This is a genomic window from Pseudoponticoccus marisrubri (assembly GCF_001482405.1).
Classification (GTDB): Bacteria; Pseudomonadota; Alphaproteobacteria; order Rhodobacterales; family Rhodobacteraceae; genus Pseudoponticoccus; species Pseudoponticoccus marisrubri.
Genome location: NZ_LPXO01000002.1, coordinates 272,029 through 288,820 on the forward strand (window position 1 = coordinate 272,029; position 16,792 = coordinate 288,820).

Annotated in this window: 17 protein-coding genes; 14 read left to right on the forward strand and 3 right to left on the reverse strand. The window is 70.2% G+C overall.

What is annotated here, in order from left to right:
* Positions 1–23: 23 nt before the first annotated feature.
* The 5 genes from AVJ23_RS05035 (at position 24) to AVJ23_RS05055 (ending at position 3,046) form a co-directional block, all read left to right on the forward strand.
* Positions 24–1,208 carry a pyridoxal phosphate-dependent aminotransferase gene (locus tag AVJ23_RS05035; protein WP_058861063.1) on the forward strand — a complete coding sequence of 395 codons (1,185 nt, stop codon included), beginning with the start codon at positions 24–26 and terminating at the stop codon, positions 1,206–1,208.
* The gene (locus AVJ23_RS05040; protein WP_058861064.1) at positions 1,201–2,013 is read left to right on the forward strand and encodes an isocitrate lyase/PEP mutase family protein; all 813 of its coding nucleotides are present in this window, start codon (positions 1,201–1,203) and stop codon (positions 2,011–2,013) included. Before AVJ23_RS05035 ends, AVJ23_RS05040 begins: the two co-directional genes overlap by 8 nt.
* Complete coding sequence (locus tag AVJ23_RS05045; protein WP_058861065.1) at positions 2,010–2,360, forward strand: TfoX/Sxy family protein; 351 nt, start codon at positions 2,010–2,012, stop codon at positions 2,358–2,360. The genes AVJ23_RS05040 and AVJ23_RS05045 overlap by 4 nt, the downstream gene beginning before the upstream one ends.
* A gap of 81 nt (positions 2,361–2,441) precedes the next feature.
* The gene (locus AVJ23_RS05050) at positions 2,442–2,621 is read left to right on the forward strand and encodes a YqaE/Pmp3 family membrane protein (RefSeq protein ID WP_058861066.1); all 180 of its coding nucleotides are present in this window, start codon (positions 2,442–2,444) and stop codon (positions 2,619–2,621) included.
* 5 nt (positions 2,622–2,626) lie between these two features.
* Positions 2,627–3,046 (forward strand): DUF4112 domain-containing protein, encoded by a 420-nt coding sequence (locus AVJ23_RS05055; protein ID WP_058861067.1) that lies wholly within the window; start codon positions 2,627–2,629, stop codon positions 3,044–3,046.
* A 66-nt stretch (positions 3,047–3,112) separates the two neighbouring features.
* On the opposite strand, the gene ndk is transcribed toward AVJ23_RS05055, so the two are convergent.
* Positions 3,113–3,535 (reverse strand): nucleoside-diphosphate kinase, encoded by a 423-nt coding sequence (gene ndk / locus AVJ23_RS05060; protein ID WP_058861265.1) that lies wholly within the window; start codon positions 3,533–3,535, stop codon positions 3,113–3,115.
* 198 nt (positions 3,536–3,733) lie between these two features.
* Here ndk and AVJ23_RS05065 point away from each other — a divergent pair, with 198 nt between their 5' ends.
* From AVJ23_RS05065 to AVJ23_RS05075, 3 genes are all read left to right on the forward strand, one after another.
* Positions 3,734–5,584, forward strand: a complete 1,851-nt coding sequence (locus tag AVJ23_RS05065) for an ABC-F family ATP-binding cassette domain-containing protein (RefSeq protein ID WP_058861068.1) — start codon at positions 3,734–3,736, stop codon at positions 5,582–5,584.
* Positions 5,585–5,688: 104 nt separating this feature from the next.
* Positions 5,689–6,315: a MarC family protein gene (locus AVJ23_RS05070; protein WP_058861069.1), complete on the forward strand. Its 627-nt coding sequence runs from the start codon at positions 5,689–5,691 to the stop codon at positions 6,313–6,315.
* Between the two features lie 65 nt (positions 6,316–6,380).
* Complete coding sequence (locus AVJ23_RS05075; RefSeq protein ID WP_058861070.1) at positions 6,381–6,962, forward strand: retropepsin-like aspartic protease family protein; 582 nt, start codon at positions 6,381–6,383, stop codon at positions 6,960–6,962.
* Positions 6,963–7,208: 246 nt separating this feature from the next.
* Here the strand turns inward: AVJ23_RS05075 and AVJ23_RS05080 are convergent, their stop codons facing one another.
* Together AVJ23_RS05080 and AVJ23_RS05085 are read right to left on the reverse strand one after the other, a co-directional pair.
* Positions 7,209–7,667 (reverse strand): DNA polymerase III subunit chi, encoded by a 459-nt coding sequence (locus AVJ23_RS05080; RefSeq protein WP_058861071.1) that lies wholly within the window; start codon positions 7,665–7,667, stop codon positions 7,209–7,211.
* A gap of 54 nt (positions 7,668–7,721) precedes the next feature.
* Positions 7,722–9,191 (reverse strand): leucyl aminopeptidase, encoded by a 1,470-nt coding sequence (locus tag AVJ23_RS05085; RefSeq protein WP_058861072.1) that lies wholly within the window; start codon positions 9,189–9,191, stop codon positions 7,722–7,724.
* A gap of 152 nt (positions 9,192–9,343) precedes the next feature.
* On the opposite strand from AVJ23_RS05085, the gene lptF reads away from it, so the two are divergent.
* From lptF to rsmA, 6 genes are read left to right on the forward strand one after another with little or no spacing between them, the layout of a single operon-like run.
* Positions 9,344–10,459 carry an LPS export ABC transporter permease LptF gene (gene lptF, locus AVJ23_RS05090; protein ID WP_058861073.1) on the forward strand — a complete coding sequence of 372 codons (1,116 nt, stop codon included), beginning with the start codon at positions 9,344–9,346 and terminating at the stop codon, positions 10,457–10,459.
* Positions 10,456–11,553 carry an LPS export ABC transporter permease LptG gene (gene lptG / locus AVJ23_RS05095; RefSeq protein ID WP_058861266.1) on the forward strand — a complete coding sequence of 366 codons (1,098 nt, stop codon included), beginning with the start codon at positions 10,456–10,458 and terminating at the stop codon, positions 11,551–11,553. The genes lptF and lptG overlap by 4 nt, the downstream gene beginning before the upstream one ends.
* Positions 11,553–13,715, forward strand: a complete 2,163-nt coding sequence (locus AVJ23_RS05100) for an LPS-assembly protein LptD (RefSeq protein ID WP_058861074.1) — start codon at positions 11,553–11,555, stop codon at positions 13,713–13,715. The genes lptG and AVJ23_RS05100 overlap by 1 nt, the downstream gene beginning before the upstream one ends.
* Positions 13,712–14,926 carry a peptidylprolyl isomerase gene (locus tag AVJ23_RS05105; RefSeq protein WP_099045466.1) on the forward strand — a complete coding sequence of 405 codons (1,215 nt, stop codon included), beginning with the start codon at positions 13,712–13,714 and terminating at the stop codon, positions 14,924–14,926. Before AVJ23_RS05100 ends, AVJ23_RS05105 begins: the two co-directional genes overlap by 4 nt.
* Positions 14,923–15,894, forward strand: a complete 972-nt coding sequence (gene pdxA, locus AVJ23_RS05110) for a 4-hydroxythreonine-4-phosphate dehydrogenase PdxA (RefSeq protein ID WP_058861076.1) — start codon at positions 14,923–14,925, stop codon at positions 15,892–15,894. The genes AVJ23_RS05105 and pdxA overlap by 4 nt, the downstream gene beginning before the upstream one ends.
* On the forward strand, positions 15,891–16,730 hold the full coding sequence (gene rsmA, locus AVJ23_RS05115; RefSeq protein WP_058861077.1) for a 16S rRNA (adenine(1518)-N(6)/adenine(1519)-N(6))-dimethyltransferase RsmA: 840 nt from the start codon (positions 15,891–15,893) through the stop codon (positions 16,728–16,730). The genes pdxA and rsmA overlap by 4 nt, the downstream gene beginning before the upstream one ends.
* Positions 16,731–16,792: the final 62 nt, after the last annotated feature.

Sequence of the window (16,792 nt, forward strand, 5' to 3'; positions counted from 1 at the left end):
AAGATATTGAAAGGTTTACCGAAATGCCCCAGCTCTCGCCCCGCATCACGCAGCTCAACGAGGGCGGCTCCGACGGGTGGGAGGTGTTCTACCGCGCCCGCGCGATGGTCGCCGCGGGGACCGACGTGACCGAGTTGACGATCGGTGAACACGACATCCGCACCGCGCCCGCGATCCTCGACGCGATGCACGAGGCGGCGCATGGCGGTCACACGGGCTATGCCATGGTGCCCGGCATCCCCGCCCTGCGCGCAGCACTGGCCCAAAGGTTGACCGAGCGCACCGGCGTGCCGACCACGGCCGAGAACATCCTCGTCACGCCGGGGGGCCAGGCCGGGCTCTTCTCGGCCCATATGGCGGTGCTCGATCCCGGCGACGCGGCGCTCTATGTCGACCCCTACTACGCCACCTACCCGGGCACGATCCGCGCCGCCTCGGGCCGTGCGGTGCCGGTGCAGACCCGGGCGCGCGATGCCTTCCTGCCCGATCCCGCCGCCGTGTCCGAGGCGGCGGCAGAAAGCGGCGCGAAAAGCCTGCTGATCAACACGCCCAACAACCCCACCGGCACGATCTATCCGCAAGCGACGCTCGAGGCGCTGGCAGAGGTCTGCCGCGACCGCGATCTCTGGCTGATCTCGGACGAGGTCTATGACACGCAACTCTGGGAGGGTGCCCATCTCAGCCCGCGCACCCTGCCCGGCATGGCCGAGCGCACCATGGTGATCGGCTCGATGTCGAAAAGCCACGCCATGACAGGCTCGCGCATCGGCTGGATCGTCGCGCCGGCGCCGGCCATCGAGCGCCTGATCGACCTCGCCACCGCCACCACCTATGGCGTGCCGGGCTACATCCAGGATGCCGCGCTCTTTGCCCTGACCCGGGGCCCCGATCTCGAGGAACGCATCGCCGCGCCGTTCCGCCGCCGCCGCGCGCTGGCGCTGGAGGTGATCGCGCGGCAGGATACCGTGACCGCGATCCCCTCGCAGGGCGCCATGTACCTGATGCTGGACATCCGCGCGACGGGCCTGTCGGGGCGCGATTTCGCGGACCGGCTGCTGGACGCGCATCACATCGCTGTCATGCCCGGCGAAAGTTTCGGGCGCTCGGCGGCCGGCCATGTCAGGGTGGCGCTGACCGTGGACGATGCCCGGCTGGACGCCGCCCTCGGGACCCTCTGCGCCTTTGCCGAAAGCCTGACCCATGAATGACACCGCGACCCGCTTCCGCGACCTGCACCGCCCCGGCGACCCGTTCATCCTCGCCAATGCCTGGGACGCGGGCAGCGCGCGGATGCTGCAGGCGCTCGGCGCGCCCGCGATCGGCACGTCTTCGGCGGCGCATGCCTTCACGCTGGGCCGGCCCGACATGGGCCGGGTCACCCGGGACGAGGCGCTGGCCCATGCGCAGGATCTGGTCGCCGCCGTCACCGTTCCCGTGTCGGGCGATTTCGAGAACGGCTTCGGCGCCGCCCCCGAGACCTGCGCCGAGACCGTGCGGCTGGCCGCCGAGATCGGGCTGGCCGGCATCTCGATCGAGGACACCGCCTTGCCCGATGCCACACCCTATGACGCCGCGCTCGCAGCCGAGCGCATCCGCGACGCCGCCGCGGCCGCCCGCGCCCTGAAGCGGGACTTCGTGCTGGTGGCGCGCGCCGACGGGGTGATGAACGGGCAATACGACCTCGACGAGGGGCTGGCCCGCATCGCCAGTTTCGAGGACGCCGGCGCCGATTGCCTCTACATCCCGATGCCGCCCGCCTTCGCGGATCTCGCCCGGATCTGCGCCGCCACGACGCTGCCGGTCAACGCGCTGGTGGCCGGCCCCTATACCGCCCATGACCGCACCGCCTTCGCCCGGGTCGGGGTGGCGCGGCTCTCGCTGGGCTCGTCGCTGGCACGCGCCACGCATCGCGTGATCCATGATGCCGGGAAACAGATGTTCGGCGAGGGGCGCTTCGACCTGCTCTCGCATTCGATCGGCGGCGACAGGATCGACGCGCTTCTGGGGTCATGAGCGGCACGCCCGTCTCCACCATCCGCAATCTCGGCCCCGCCTTCCAGGCCGAGTGCACCCGCGCGGGCATCCCCGATGCCGAGACGCTGCGCAGCCTCGGCGCGCACGAGGCCTATCGTCGCCTGCTGGCGGCCGGCACGCGGCCGCATTTCATCGGCTATTTCGTGCTGCACATGGCGCTGCAGGGCCGGCCGTGGAACGACTGCCGCGGCGCCGAGAAGACCGCCCTGCGCGCGCAGTTCGACGCGCTGCGCGCCGAGGCCCGTCCGGCACCCGAGGATGCGTTTCTCGCCCGTCTCGACGAGATCGGCGTGATCGCCCCGCGCCGCCCCGAAACCGACGGCTGAGCCACTCTCCCGGGACGGCAAGGGAACGATCCGGGCCCGCGCCTCGTTTCCCCGCCGAAGACTTCGACACGGAGAGACATCATGGACATCCTGCGCATCATCCTCGCCATCCTGCTGCCGCCCCTGGGCGTGTTCCTGCAGGTCGGCATCGGCAAGCATTTCTGGATCAACATCCTGCTGACCATCCTCGGCTACATCCCCGGCATCGTGCACGCGGTCTGGGTCATTGCCCGCACCGGCCCCGACATCCAGCGGGTGTAAGCGCCATGGCCGCCGCGACGCAGACCCGCCCCGCGCAGGCCGATTTCGACCGCGTCGAGACGGCCGAGCGCGTGGCGCGCCGCATGGACAGCGCCTTCCGCCTGCCGCTGACCCGGATCACCATCGGTTGGGATTCGATCATCGGCCTCGTCCCGGGCGTGGGCGATGCGCTGGCACTGGCGCCCGCCGCCTACATCCTCAAGCTGGCCCATGACAGCGGCGCATCGCGCCCGCTTCTGGCCCGGATGGCCGGCAATGTCGGGCTCGACTGGCTGATCGGCCTCGTGCCGCTGCTGGGCGACGTGCTCGACGTGGGCTTCAAGGCCAATCTGCGAAACGCCGCGCTGCTGCGCGCCCATGTGGAGGCCCGCCACGCCACCGTGGCCCGCCCGCCGGTCGCCCCGGTCGAGGCGGCCCCGGCCTGACCCAGAATATAGACACAAAAAAGCGCCCCGCGGGGCGCTTTTTCACGTCTTGCGAACCGTACCGGTTCAGCCGACCAGTTCGAGGCCCGAGAAGAAGAACGAGATCTCTTCCTTGGCTGTGTCCGGCGCGTCCGAGCCGTGGACCGAGTTCTCGCCGACCGATTCCGCGAACTCGGCGCGGATCGTGCCCGGCGCCGCGTCGGCGGGGTTGGTCGCGCCCATCACTTCGCGGTTCTTGGCAATGGCGCCCTCGCCTTCCAGCACCTGCACGACGACCGGCTCGGAGGCCATGAACTCGCACAGCTCGTCGTAGAAGGGACGCTCCTTGTGCACGGCGTAGAACTGGCCGGCCTGCGCCTTGGTCAGCTGGATGCGCTTCTGCGCGACGATGCGCAGGCCCGCCTCCTCGAACTTGGCATTGATCTTGCCGGTCAGGTTGCGGCGGGTGGCGTCGGGCTTGATGATCGACAGGGTGCGTTCGGTGGCCATGCTGTGCTCCATAGAATGACAGGCCGGACCCCGTGCCCGGCCGAAATACCGCGCGAGCGCCTAGCACGCCCCCCGCCCCTTGAAAAGACCCGGAGCGCGCGGCCCGCGGGTCGGCGGGCGGGCGCCTTTGCGCAGCAAACAGAGCCGCCCGTCGACAGCCACTGGCCCCGCCGCACAGGCTCTGCTACAGCCCGCCCCATGCTGCGCATCGAGAACATCGCCTATTCCGTCGAAGGCCGCCCGCTCTTCGAGACCGCCTCCGCCACCATCCCCGAGGGGCACAAGGTCGGGCTGGTCGGGCCGAACGGCACCGGCAAGACCACGCTGTTCCGCCTCATCCGGGGCGAGCTCACGCTGGATTCGGGCGAGATCTCGCTGCCCAGCCGCGCCCGCATCGGCGGTGTCGCGCAGGAGGAGCCCGCCACCGAGGACAGCCTGATCGAGACGGTGCTCGCCGCCGATACCGAGCGCGCCCGCCTGATGGAGGCCGCCGAGACCGCCACCGGCACCCACATGGCCGAGGTGCAGACAAGGCTGGCCGATATCGACGCCTGGTCGGCCGAGGCCCGCGCCGCGACCATCCTCAAGGGGCTGGGCTTCGACGACACCCAGCAGCGCCGCCCCTGCTCGGCCTTCTCGGGCGGCTGGCGCATGCGCGTGGCGCTGGCCGGCGTGCTCTTCGCCCAGCCCGACCTTTTGCTGCTCGACGAGCCGACCAACTATCTCGATCTCGAGGGCGCGCTCTGGCTGGAAAGCTACCTCGCGAAATATCCCCACACGGTGATCGTGATCAGCCATGATCGCGGGCTGCTCAACCGCGCGGTGGGGTCGATCCTGCATGTCGAGGACCGCAAGCTCACCTTCTACCAGGGCCCCTACGACCAGTTCGCCCGCCAGCGGGCCGAACGCCGCGCCCAGGCCGCCGCCATGGCCAAGAAGCAGGAGGCGCGCCGCGCTCATCTGCAATCCTATGTCGACCGCTTCCGCTACAAGGCCGACAAGGCCAAGCAGGCGCAATCCCGGCTCAAGATGATCGAGCGGATGGAGATGGTCTCGGCCCCCGAGGATGCGGCGAAACGCGTCTTCACCTTCCCCCAGCCCGACCAGCTCTCGCCGCCGATCATCCACATGGAGGGCGGTGTCACCGGCTATGGCGACACCACCGTGCTGCGCCGGCTCGACCTGCGCATCGACCAGGACGACCGCATCGCGCTGCTGGGCCGCAACGGCCAGGGCAAATCCACCCTGTCCAAGCTGCTGGCCGACCGGCTGCCGCTGATGATGGGCAAGGTGACGCGCTCCTCCAAGCTGCGCATCGGCTATTTCGCCCAGCACCAGGTCGACGAGCTGCATCTCGACGAGACGCCCCTGCAGCACCTGCAGCGCGAACGCCCCGACACGGCCCCCGCGAAACTGCGCCCGCTGCTGGCCGGGTTCGGCCTGATGGCCGCGCAGGCCGAGACCGAGGTGGGCCGGCTCTCGGGCGGGCAGAAGGCGCGGCTGTCGCTGCTGCTGGCCACGCTGGACGCGCCGCACCTGCTGATCCTCGACGAGCCCACCAACCATCTCGACATCGAGAGCCGCGAGGCGCTGGTCGAGGCGCTGAACGCCTATTCCGGTGCGGTGATCCTCGTCAGCCACGACATGCATCTTCTGTCGATGGTGGCCGACCGGCTCTGGCTGGTCTCCGACGGCACGGTCAAGCCCTATGAGGACGATCTCGACGCCTACCGCGCGATGCTCTTGTCGCGCGACACGCCCGCCAAGGCCGAGAAGCCCAAGGAGGCCAAGCCCAAGCGCCCCTCGCGCGACCAGATCCTCGACCTGCGCGCCGAGCTGCGCAAATGCGAGGCCCGCGTCGCAAAGCTCGAGGAGATGCGCGAGAAGCTGGCCGCCAAGCTCGCCGATCCCGCCCTCTACGAGGATGGCCGCGTGAACGAGCTCGAGACCTGGAACAGGAAATATGCCGAGGTCATGGAAGGGCTCACCCGCGCCGAGGCGCTCTGGGAAACCGCCGTCGAACGCCTCGACGCGGCCGAGAACGCCTGACAACCGCGCCTTCCACCGGGCCCCTGTCATCCGCCCCCCATATCCACGCGCCTCGTCCCTTGCGGGCCTTGCCCCGCGGGGCCAAACATGCTTGAGCGCATGACATGGACCCGGCCTTTCTCATCACCGCCTTTGCCACGCTCTTCGTGATCATCGATCCGATCGGGCTGACGCCGATCTACATCGCGCTCACTCAGGGCATGGAGACCGCGGCTCGGCGGGCCATCGCGCTGAGGGCCTGTGTCATCTCCTTCGTCCTGCTGACGCTCTTTGCCTTCTTCGGCGAGGCGGTGCTAGGCTTCATCGGGATCACCATGCCGGCCTTCCGCATCGCCGGCGGCGCGCTGCTTTTCCTGACCGCGCTGGACATGCTGTTCGAACGGCGCACCAAGCGGCGCGAGGACCAGGCCGAGGATATCGAGGATCCCGACCCGTCGGTCTTTCCCATCGCCATCCCGCTGATCGCCGGGCCGGGCGCCATCGCCACGATGATCCTGCTGGCCGGACAGGCCGAGGGCGCGGCCGGCATGGCGGCGGTGCTGGGCGTCATGGGCGCGGTGCTCGTGCTGGTGATGGGGCTCTTCCTGCTCGCCGCCCCGATCGAGCGCGCGCTGGGGCGGATCGGCATCAACGTGGTCACGCGCCTGCTGGGCATGCTGCTGGCCGCGCTGTCGGTGCAGTTCATCCTCGACGGGCTGCGCGCCTTCGGGATCGGCGGCTCGGCCCCCTGAGCCGCCCGGCCCCCTGACATTCCGCGCCCGGGCCCCTACATTGCCCATAGCGAAGAGGGCAATCCATGACCGGCGATCAAACCGCATCCCTGATCTATCTCGTGCTGCTGGGCGGCGTGATCCTGACCTGGTACGTCGTGGCGAACCGCGGCGGGCTGGGCAAGATGGCGCAGCACCTGGCCGCCTGGGGGCTGATCTTCCTGGGCGTGATCGCGGCCTACGGGCTCTGGGCCGATATCCGGCAGACCGTGATGCCGCAGCAATCGGTCTTTGCCGAGGAAGGCCGGATCGAGCTGCCGCGCGCCCCCGACGGGCATTACTACGTCACGCTGGACGTGAACGGCCAGCCGCTGCGCTTCGTGGTGGATACCGGCGCCTCGGCCATGGTACTGACACAAGAGGATGCCGCGCGCGCGGGGCTGCAGCAGGACGAACTCTTCTTCTTCTCCGAGGCGATGACCGCCAATGGCGCGGTGCAGACCGCCCCCGTCACGCTGGACCGCGTCGCGCTGGGGCCGGTCACCGACCGCAACGTGCGCGCCTATGTCAACAGCGGCGAGATGAGCCAGTCGCTTCTGGGCATGTCCTATCTCGACCGTTTCGCGCGGATCGAGATCTCTGGCGGCAAACTCGTGCTGGAACGCTGATCCCCGACCCTCGCGCCCGGATCCCGCCCGGCACCGTCAAAGAACCTCAACACGCCCCCCGCCAAACAGGCCCCCGCCCCCGACGATCCGACGCGCCCATGCAGCGCCAAACCCGAGCCACAGCCCCGCGCCGAAACACCGCTCATCTTTGGTCCCCAAATATCCCGGGGAGCGCGAGGGGCTGGCCCCTCGCTCCCGCCCTCTCAGCCAACACTGCGCGTCACCAACACACCAAACCGAAGCCCCTCAGGCCTCGGCCTTCTTCTCCCAGCGCCCCGATTCCTCGGACCAGTACTGCGCCGCGCAGCCTGCCCCGGTCAGCGTCTTCCATTGTACCCGGGCGGCCTGCATCGCGTCGGGGTCGTGCCCGTCGAAGAGGATGCAGACCCGTTCCAGCGCCTGCACCTCCTCCGCCGCCACCTCGGCGCCGTCGATGCTCATCAGGCAGGCGGGGCGGTTGGGCGCGGTACGGTCCAGCGTCAGCAGGACCGGCTGGTCGGCATCATGCGGCCCGCCCGCGACGCCGTGCGGCAGGAAGCCGTCCTCGGGGCCCAGCCACAGTTTCTGATCCAGCCAGTCCAGCCGCTCGGCGGCGCGGGCGCGCACCGCCACGCGCCAGCCCGCCTGAAGCGACTTGCCCAGCAGCGTGGCCAGCGTGTCCTCGACCGGGCGGCGGGTCAGGTGGTAGAAATAGGCTGCGCCCATGGGGTCAGCCCCGGACGGGCGCCCGCCCGTCGCGGGCGCGGGATCCAGCGGCGATCATTCCTTGCTCTCGAACCGGTCGCGCACCAGCCGGTCCAGCGCCATCACGCCCCAGCCCGTCGCGCCCTTGGGCGACAGTTCGGTGTCCTTGGAGACCTGCGCCACCCCGGCGATGTCGAGATGGATCCATGGCATGCCGTCCTTGACGAAACGCTGCAGGAACTGTGCCGCGGTGATCGAGCCCGCGGGCCGCCCGCCCACGTTCTTCATGTCGGCCTTCTGGCTTTTCAGCTGGTCGTCATAGGCCTGGCCCAGCGGCAGGCGCCACGCGCCCTCGCCCTCGCTCGCGGCGGATTTCAGGAAATCGCCGGCAAAGCCGTCATCATTCGAGAAGACAGCCGCGTTCTCGTGGCCAAGCGCGATGATGCAGGCCCCGGTCAGCGTGGCGAGGTCGACCATCGCGGCCGGCCCCTCGGCCGCCTGCGCGTGCCACATCACGTCGGCCAGCACCAGCCGGCCCTCGGCATCGGTGTTGATGACTTCGATCGTGTCGCCCTTCATCGAGGTGACGATGTCGCCGGGGCGCTGCGCGCGGTCCGAGGGCATGTTCTCGACCAGCCCGACAAGGCCCACCACGTTGGCCTTGGCCTGCCGCAGCGCCAGCGTCTTCATCACGCCCGAGACGACGCCTGCGCCGCCCATGTCCATGGTCATGTCCTCCATGCCCTGCGCGGGCTTGAGGCTGATGCCGCCGGTGTCGAAGACGACGCCCTTGCCGATCAGCGCCAGCGGCGCGCCTTCGCCGCCCTTCCAGCGCATGATCACCAGCTTGGAGGGCATGGCCGATCCCATGCCCACGCCCAGAAGCGCGCCCATGCCCAGCTCGGCCATGCGGTCCTCGTCCAGCACTTCGACCTCGACGCCCAGCTCGCGCAGCGCCTCCAGCCGGTTGGCGAACTCGACGGTGCCCAGCACGTTGGTGGGCTCCGAGACGAGGTCGCGGGTGAAGAACACGCCCTCTGCCACGGCGCGGCGGTCGGCATAGGCCTCGGCGGCCTCCTCGGGGGTCTTGCACTGCACCGTCGCGCCCGCGGGCGTCTCGGCAGGCGCGGATTTGCGCGCGGTGAAGGCATAGCCGCGCAGCACGAGGCCCAGCGCCAGCTCTTCGGGGAAGCGGGTGTTCTCGGCCAGCACGCACAGGGCCGACTTGCCCGCCGCGACGGCCAGCGCGGCGCCGGCCTTGCGCGCCTCGGCGCGGGTCGGGCGGCGTTCGAGCTTTACAAGGTCGACCGCCTCTGCCGCCATGCCAGCCGGCCAGGCCAGCGTCAGCACCTCGCCGGGCTTCAGCCCCGACCAGCCTTCGCTCTCGACGGCGCGGGCCACGGCGCCCTTGGTCAGCCGGTTCAGCCGGCGCGCGCCCGGGCTCAGCGTGCCCTCGGCCGGGATCAGCACCGCGACCCGGCCCTCGGCCCCGGCCAGGGCCTCCAGATCCACCCCGGCGAATTCCACGCTGCGCAGCTCGGTCATGTCCCACTCCCTTTCAGCCAAACCTTGCCCAGACCTAGCCCCCTGCCGTCCGGATGACCAGAGCACCTTTCCCCCCGCGATGCGATCCATTAGGCTCCGGCCCAAGATTTGTTCCGGGGGGGGACGCAGGCTTGCAAAGATTCGACAGATACGTGCTGTCGCAACTCATGGTGCTGTTCGGCTTTTTCGCCCTCGTCCTCGTGGCCATCTACTGGGTGAACCGGGCCGTGATCCTGTTCGACCGGTTGATCGCGGACGGCCATTCCGCCGGCGTTTTCCTCGAATTCACGGCGCTCTGGCTGCCCTCGGTGATCGCGCAGGTGCTGCCCATGGCGTCCTTTGCCGCGGCGGTCTACGTGACCAACCGGATGATGGGCGACAGCGAGATGACCGTGGTGCAGTCGACGGGCTATTCGCCCTGGCGGCTGGCCCGGCCGGTGCTCGCCTTCGGGCTGATGATCACCGTGATGATGTCGATCCTTACCCATGTGCTGATGCCCGCCTCGCTCGAGCAGCTGCGCCTGCGCGAACAGGAGGCCTCGGGCTCGGTCACGGCGCGGCTGCTGCGCGAAGGCGCCTTCCAGCACCCCGCCGAGGGCGTCACCTTCTACACCCGCGGCATCAGCGCCGAGGGCGAGCTGCGCGACGTGCTGCTGTCGGACCGGCGCGTCGAGGGCCGCAATGTCATCTTTACTGCGGAGCGCGCTTATCTCGTCAGCGACGACGAGGGCTCCAAGCTGGTGATGCTGGCGGGCATGGCGCAGACGTTGGACGTGGCCGAGCAGCGCCTGTCCACGACGAATTTCACCAACCTGACCTATGACATCTCGACCCTGCTGATCCCGCCGGCGAAGAAGCGTCGCAAAATCGAGTACATATCCACGCTGGAGCTGCTGACCCGGACCGCTGCAGTGGCCGAGGAGGTCAATGATCGCCCCGGCGAGGTGCTGGAAGAGGCGCATATGCGCTTCGAGGGGCCGCTCCTTTGTCTTGTCGCGGCGCTGATCGGCTTCTCGGCGCTGATGGTAGGCGGCTACTCGCGCTTCGGCGTGACCAAGCAGATCGTCTTCGCGATCTTCCTGATGATGAGCGTCAAGGTCGTCGAAGGCGCGGTGACCGATCCGGTGCGCGGCAACCCGGCGCTCTGGCCGCTGACCTACCTGCCCAGCGTGCTGGGCGGACTGGTCGCGACCACGCTGCTGTGGCGCGCCGCCCGGCCCTTCCGGCCGCGGCGCGCCGCCCTGCCGGAGGCGGAGGCGCCGGCATGACGCTGCATCTCTACTTCGCGCGCCGTTTCCTGTGGACCTTCCTCGCCATACTGACGGTGCTGGCGATGCTGCAGGCGCTGGTCGACCTCGTGGACGAGCTGCGTCGCACCGATGACAGCGTCAGCTTCGGGCAGGTGCTGCAGCTGGTCGCGCTGAAACTGCCCGAGGGGATCTACGGCATCCTGCCGCTGGTCATGATCCTGGCCACGGTGGCGCTGTTCCTGGCACTTGCGCGCTCGTCCGAGCTGGTGGTGGCGCGCGCCTCGGGGCGCTCGGGGCTGGCCTCGCTGACCGGGCCGCTGGCCGTGTCGCTGATCCTCGGCGGGCTGATCGTGGGCATGTTGAACCCGATCGTGGCGGCCACCTCGAAACGCTATGCCGATCTCAGCGAGAGCTTCGAGAATGGCGGCGCCTCGGCCCTGTCGATCGGGGCCGAGGGGCTGTGGCTGCGCCAGGGCGGGCCCGAGGGCCAGGCCGTGATCCGCGCCACCCGCGCCAATCCCGAGGCCACGGTGCTCTATGATGTCAGTATCGTCACCTACGCGCCCGACAATGGCGGCCCGACCCTGCGCGTCGTGGCCGAGGAGGCCGCGCTGGCAGAGGGCCAGTGGCGGCTGAGCAATGCCAAGGCCTGGCCGCTGGCCCCGGGGCTGAACCCCGAGACCGGCGCGCGGCGGCACGAGACGCTGACCCTGCCCTCGACGTTGACGCGGGAGAGCATCCGCGACCGGTTCGGCAAGCCCTCGGCGATCTCGATCTGGGACCTGCCGCAGTTCATCTCGGATCTCGAACAGGCCGGGTTCTCGGCGCGGCGCCACGTGGTCTGGATGAATATCGAGCTGTCGCGCCCGCTCTTCCTGGCCGCGATGGTGCTGGTGGGGGCCGCCTTCACAATGCGCCCCGCGCGTCTTGGCCGCACCGGGCTGATGGTGCTGTCGGGGATCCTGCTGGGCTTCGGCCTGTACTACGTGCGCAACTTCGCGCAGATCCTCGGCGAAAGCGGGCAGCTCTCGCCCCTGCTCGCGGCCTGGGTGCCGCCCGTGGCCTCGATCCTGCTGGCGCTGGGGCTGGTGCTGCACATGGAGGACGGCTGATGCGTGCCCTGCTGAGCCTTCTGCTCGCCCTCGCCCTTGCGCTGCCCGCCCAGGCCCAAACCCAGGCCCAGACCGACGAAACCGCCGATGCCGCCCTGCTGGTCGCCGACCAGGTCTTTGTCGAGGGCGAGGAGCGGCTGGTCGCCACCGGCAATGTCGAGGCGCTTCAGGGCGACACCCGGCTGACCGCCACGCGCATCACCTATGACGGGACGACCGATACGCTGAGCATCGACGGGCCCATCCGCATCGTCGACCCCGCAGGCAACGTGCTGGTGGCCGACCAGGCCGAGCTCGACCAGGAGCTGACCAACGGGCTGCTGGTGGGCGCGCGGCTGGTGCTGGACCAGCAGCTGCAACTGGCCTCGGTCGAGGCGCGGCGTGTCGAGGGGCGCTATACGCAGCTCTCCAAGGTCGCGGTGACCTCCTGCCAGGTTTGCGCCGACAGCGGCCCGCCGCTCTGGCAGATCCGTGCCCGCCGCGTGGTGCATGACCAGGAAGAGCGCCAGCTCTATTTCGACGGCGCGCAGTTCCGCGTGCTGGACATCCCCATCGCCTATATCCCGCGCCTGCGCCTGCCCGACCCCACGCTGGAGCGGGCGCGCGGCTTCATGATCCCCTCGGTGCGTTCCTCCAGCCTGCTGGGCTTCGGCATCAAGATCCCCTATTTCATCCCGATCGGCGACCACCAGGACATCACGCTGACCCCCTACCTCGCGCGGGAAAGCCGGACGCTGGAATTCCGCTATCGCCGCGCCTTCTACCGCGGCGACCTGACCGTGACGGGGGCCATCTCGGACGACACGCTGATGCCCGACACGGCGCGCGGCTATCTCTTTGCCGAGGGCGCCTTCCGGCTGGAGAACGACTACCAGCTGGAATTCGACCTCGCCGCCGTCTCGGACATCTCCTATCTCAACGATTACGGCGTCGCGGGCGGCGACCGGCTGGACAGCACGCTGTCGCTGACGCGCATCCGGCCGGACGTGTTCTTCCAGACCAACCTCGTGCATTATCAGTCGCTGCGCGCCTCCGAGGACAATGACACCCAGCCGACGCTGGTCGGCGACATCCGCTACGAGCGGCGGCATTTCCTCGACCGGCTGGGGGGCGAGCTGCGCCTGACGGGCGAGGCGCACACGCATTACCGCTGGTCTTCGCTGAACGTGGACGGGCCCGATGCCGATACCGAGGTGGACGGCCGCGACGTGGCCCGCGTCAATGCCGAGATCAGCTGGCGCGACCGCTGGACCCTGCCGGGCGGGCTGCGCGCCGGGCTGTCGACGCATCTGTGGCTCGACCATTACAGCACGCGGCAGGACGCGACCTCGGCCGCCGAGGTGTCGCGCGCGACGCCCGGCGTGGCGGTGGAGCTGCGCTGGCCCTTCCAGCGGCAGGGCGCATCGGGCGGGCGCACGCTGATCGAACCGGTGGTACAGATGGGCTGGGTCGGCGGGTCGCGCCCGCGAAACCCCAATGACGAAAGCACCCGGGTCGAGTTCGACGAGGCCAACCTGCTGTCGCTGTCGCGCTTCCCTGCCGCCGACCGGCGCGAGCATGGCGCCACGCTGGCCGCCGGGCTGCGCTGGATGCACCGGGCGCCCGCCGGCTGGACCACGGCGCTGACGCTGGGCAAGCTCTGGCGCGAGGACACCGATCCCGAGTTCAGCCGCTCCTCGGGGCTGGAGGGCGAGGAAAGCGACTGGCTGCTGGCCGGCCGCTTCGCCCACCCGGTGGGGCTGACCCTGTCGGTGCGCGGCCTGCTCGACCGCGAGGCGCGCCTGTCCAAGGGCGAGGCACGGGCCGGCTGGTCGAATGCGCGCATGGATCTCGGCGCCTCCTACCTGCTGCTGGTCACCGATGCCGACGAGGACCGCGCCACGGCCCAGTCGGAATGGACCTTCGACGGGCTCTGGCGCGTGAACGAGCGGTGGTCCACCTCGCTCGAGGCGCGCTATGACCTGGCCGATGCCCGGCTTGACCGCACGGGGATCGGCCTGCAATACCAGAACGAATGCGTTCAGGTGGATTTCTCGGCCTCGCGCAGCTACGCCTCGGCCACCAACCTGGAACCCTCGACCGATTTCGACCTGACCGTCGCGCTGAAAGGCTTCAGCACCGGCGGCAGCGCCAAGGAGTATCGACGCTCATGCGATCAATGACCCGCCTTCTTTCGCCGCTCATGACCGCGCTCGCCCTGGCGCTGGCCCCGGTCGGCGCCTCTGCCCAGGGGCTTTTCGCGCCGGCGATCATCGTCAACGAGAAGGTCATCACCGGCTACGAGCTGGAACAGCGCGAGCTGATGCTGCGCGTGCTGAACGCGCCGGGCAACGTGGCCGAGGTCGCGCGCGAGCAGCTGATCGACGACCGGCTGCGCCAGCAGGCGGCCGAGGATGCCGGTATCCGCCCCTCGGAAGAGGACATCCTCGAAGGGATGGAGGAATTCGCGCAGCGCGCCAATCTCAGCCGCGAGGAATTCACCCAGGCGCTGGCGCAGCGCGGCGTGTCCGAGCAGACCTTCCGCGATTTCGTGCGCGCGGGTCTTGGCTGGCGCGTTCTGGTACGCCAGCGCTTTGCCGGCCGCTCGGCGGTGAGCGAGGCCGAGGTCGACCGCGCCCTGTCGGCGCAGGGCGGCGGCAGCGAGGTGCGCGTGCTGGTCTCGGAGATCATCATGCCCGTCACTCCCGGCAACGAGGCGCAGGTGCGCGCCCGGGCCGAGCGGATCTCGCAGCTGACCTCGCCCTCGGCCTTCTCGGCCCAGGCGCGGCGCTTCTCGGCCACGGCCACGCGCGGCAATGGCGGCCGCCTGCCCTGGCAGCCGCTCAGCGACCTGCCGCCGCCGCTGCAACCCCTGCTTCTGGGCCTGCGCCCGGGCGAGGTGACCGACCCCATCCCGCTGCAGGGCGCCGTGGCGCTGTTCCAGCTGCGCGACATCGAGGAATCGGGCTATACCGCGCCCGAGGTCACGGCCGTGGAATACGCCGCCTATTACATGCCGGGCGGCCGCTCGGACGAGACGCTGGCGCGGGCCCGCGTGCTCGAGGGCCGGGTCGACCGCTGCGACGACCTCTACGGCGTGGCCAAGGGCCAGCCGGCCGAGGTGCTGGATCGCGGCACGCTGCCCCCGAGCGAGATCCCCACGGACATCGCCTACGAGCTGTCCAAGCTCGACCCCGGCGAGGTCTCTACCGCGCTGACCCGCGCCAACGGGCAGACGCTGGTCTTCCTGATGCTCTGCGGCCGCAGCACCGCGATCAGCGAAGGCGCCGACCGGCAGGAGATCACGCTGGGCCTGCGCAACCAGCGCATCTCGCAACTGGCCGAGGGCTACCTGGCCCAGCTGCGCGCCGACGCCCGCATCATCGACCAATGAGCCCGGCGCCGCTCGCCGTCAGCTGCGGCGAACCGGCCGGGATCGGCCCGGAACTGGCCGAGGCCGCCTGGGCAACCATGCGCGGCGCTGTGCCCTTTGCGTGGATCGGCGACCCGGCCCACCTGCCCGGCACCGTGCCCGCGCAGGTGATCGACGCCCCGCAGGACGCGGCCCGGGTGGCGCAGGACGCGCTGCCCGTGCTCGCCCTGCCCTTCGGCCCGCCCCGCCGCCCCGGCACGCCCGACCCGGCCCATGCCGCCGGCGTCATCGCCGCGATCGAGCGTGGCGTAGCGTTGGCGCAGGCGGGCGCGGTCTCGGGGCTGTGTACCCTGCCCATCCACAAGAAGGCGCTGGCCGACGGGGCGGGGTTCGCCTTTCCCGGCCATACCGAGTTTCTCGCCCATCTGGCCGGTGTCGAGGAGGTGGTGATGATGCTGGCCTCGGACCAGCTGCGCGTGGTGCCGGTGACGATCCATATCGCGCTGGCCGAGGTGCCCGCAGCGCTGACGCCCGCCCTGCTGGAGCGGCGTATCCGCATCACCCACGAGGCCCTTGTGCGCCACTGGGGCCTGTCGCGCCCGCGCCTCGCCGTGGCCGGGCTGAACCCCCATGCAGGCGAAGGCGGCAAGATGGGCCGCGAGGAGATCGCGCTGATCGCCCCGGTGATCGACCGGCTGGCGGCCGAGGGGATGGACATCACCGGCCCGCGCTCGGCCGACACCATGTTTCACGCCGCCGCGCGCACGGGCTATGACGTGGCCATCGCCATGTATCACGACCAGGCGCTGATCCCGATCAAGACGCTGGATTTCGACCGCGGGGTGAACGTGACGCTGGGCCTGCCCTTCATCCGCACCTCGCCCGATCACGGCACGGCCTTCGACATTGCCGGGACCGGGCAGGCCAACCCCTCCTCGACCATCGAGGCGCTGCGGCTGGGCTGGCGGCTGGCGGGCGGCACGCCATGAGCGGCATCGACACGCTGCCGCCCCTGCGCGAGGTCATCGCGCATCACCAGCTTTCGGCGCGCAAGGCGCTGGGGCAGAACTTCCTGCTGGACCTGAACCTGACGGCGCGGATCGCGCGGGTGGCGGGCGATCTTGGCCAGACCGACGTGCTGGAGGTCGGCCCCGGCCCCGGCGGGCTGACCCGCGGGCTGCTGGCCGAAGGCGCGCGCCGCGTGCTGGCGATCGAAAAGGATCCGCGCTGCCTGCCCGCGCTGGCCGATATCGCCGCCGCCTATCCCGGCCGCCTCCAGGTGATCGAGGGCGATGCGCTGAAGATCGACCCGCTGCACCACCTGACCGCGCCCTACGCGATCTGTGCCAACCTGCCCTACAACGTGGGCACCGAGCTCTTGGTGCGCTGGCTGACCCCGCCCAGCTGGCCGCCGGACTGGCGCTCGCTGACGCTGATGTTCCAGCGCGAGGTGGCCGAGCGGATCGTGGCCCAGCCGGGCAGCAAGGTCTATGGGCGGCTTGCCATCCTGTCGCAATGGCGCTGCGAGGCGCGCATCGCGCTGACCCTGCCGCCGGGAGCCTTCACGCCGCCGCCCAAGGTCAGCTCGGCCGTGGTGCACCTGACGGCGCTGCCCGAGCCGCGCTTTCCGGCGCAGGCGAAACTGCTGGAGCGGGTGGTGGCCGCGGCCTTCAACCAGCGGCGCAAGATGCTGAGGGCCGCCCTGAAGGGTCTCGCCCCGGATATCGAGGATCGCCTGCAGGCCGCCGGGATCGCGCCCACCGAACGGGCCGAGCAGGTGCCGCTGGAGGCGTTCTGCGCGCTGGCCCGCCAGTTCGAGAGCTGATCAGTCCAGCCCCGTGGTCTGGCGCGGCGGCGTCGTGGGGCTGCCGCCAAAGGCATGCGCCC